1 protein-coding gene is annotated in these 208 nt (G+C 63.0%); it reads left to right on the top strand.

Annotated elements, in window-relative coordinates; all coding sequences use genetic code 11:
- On the top strand, positions 1-208 hold a 208-nt coding region (locus tag B7449_RS18835; RefSeq protein ID WP_276325876.1), incomplete at both ends, for a 3'-5' exonuclease.

The following is a 208-nucleotide window of genomic DNA, read 5'->3' as shown; positions in this document are numbered from 1 at the left end:
AGGTTCTGGGGTTCTCCTACGCCACCGAGGAAGCTGCGGCGATCATCCGGGAGATTGGCCGCCGCGCGGCGACCGGCGTCGCCTGGCATGACATGGCTATCATTTACCGCCAGAACAGGCTCTCCCGAACGCTGGAGGAAGCACTGCTCCACGCTCGCATTCCGTACGAGATCATCGGGGATGTGGGTTTCTATCGGCGTACCGCCGT

It is taken from the genome of Komagataeibacter intermedius TF2, from assembly GCF_000964425.1.
In the GTDB taxonomy this organism is placed as follows: Bacteria; Pseudomonadota; Alphaproteobacteria; order Acetobacterales; family Acetobacteraceae; genus Komagataeibacter; species Komagataeibacter intermedius.
Note: the sequence above shows the minus strand (reverse complement) of the source record. Positions and strands in the feature narration are given on the sequence as shown.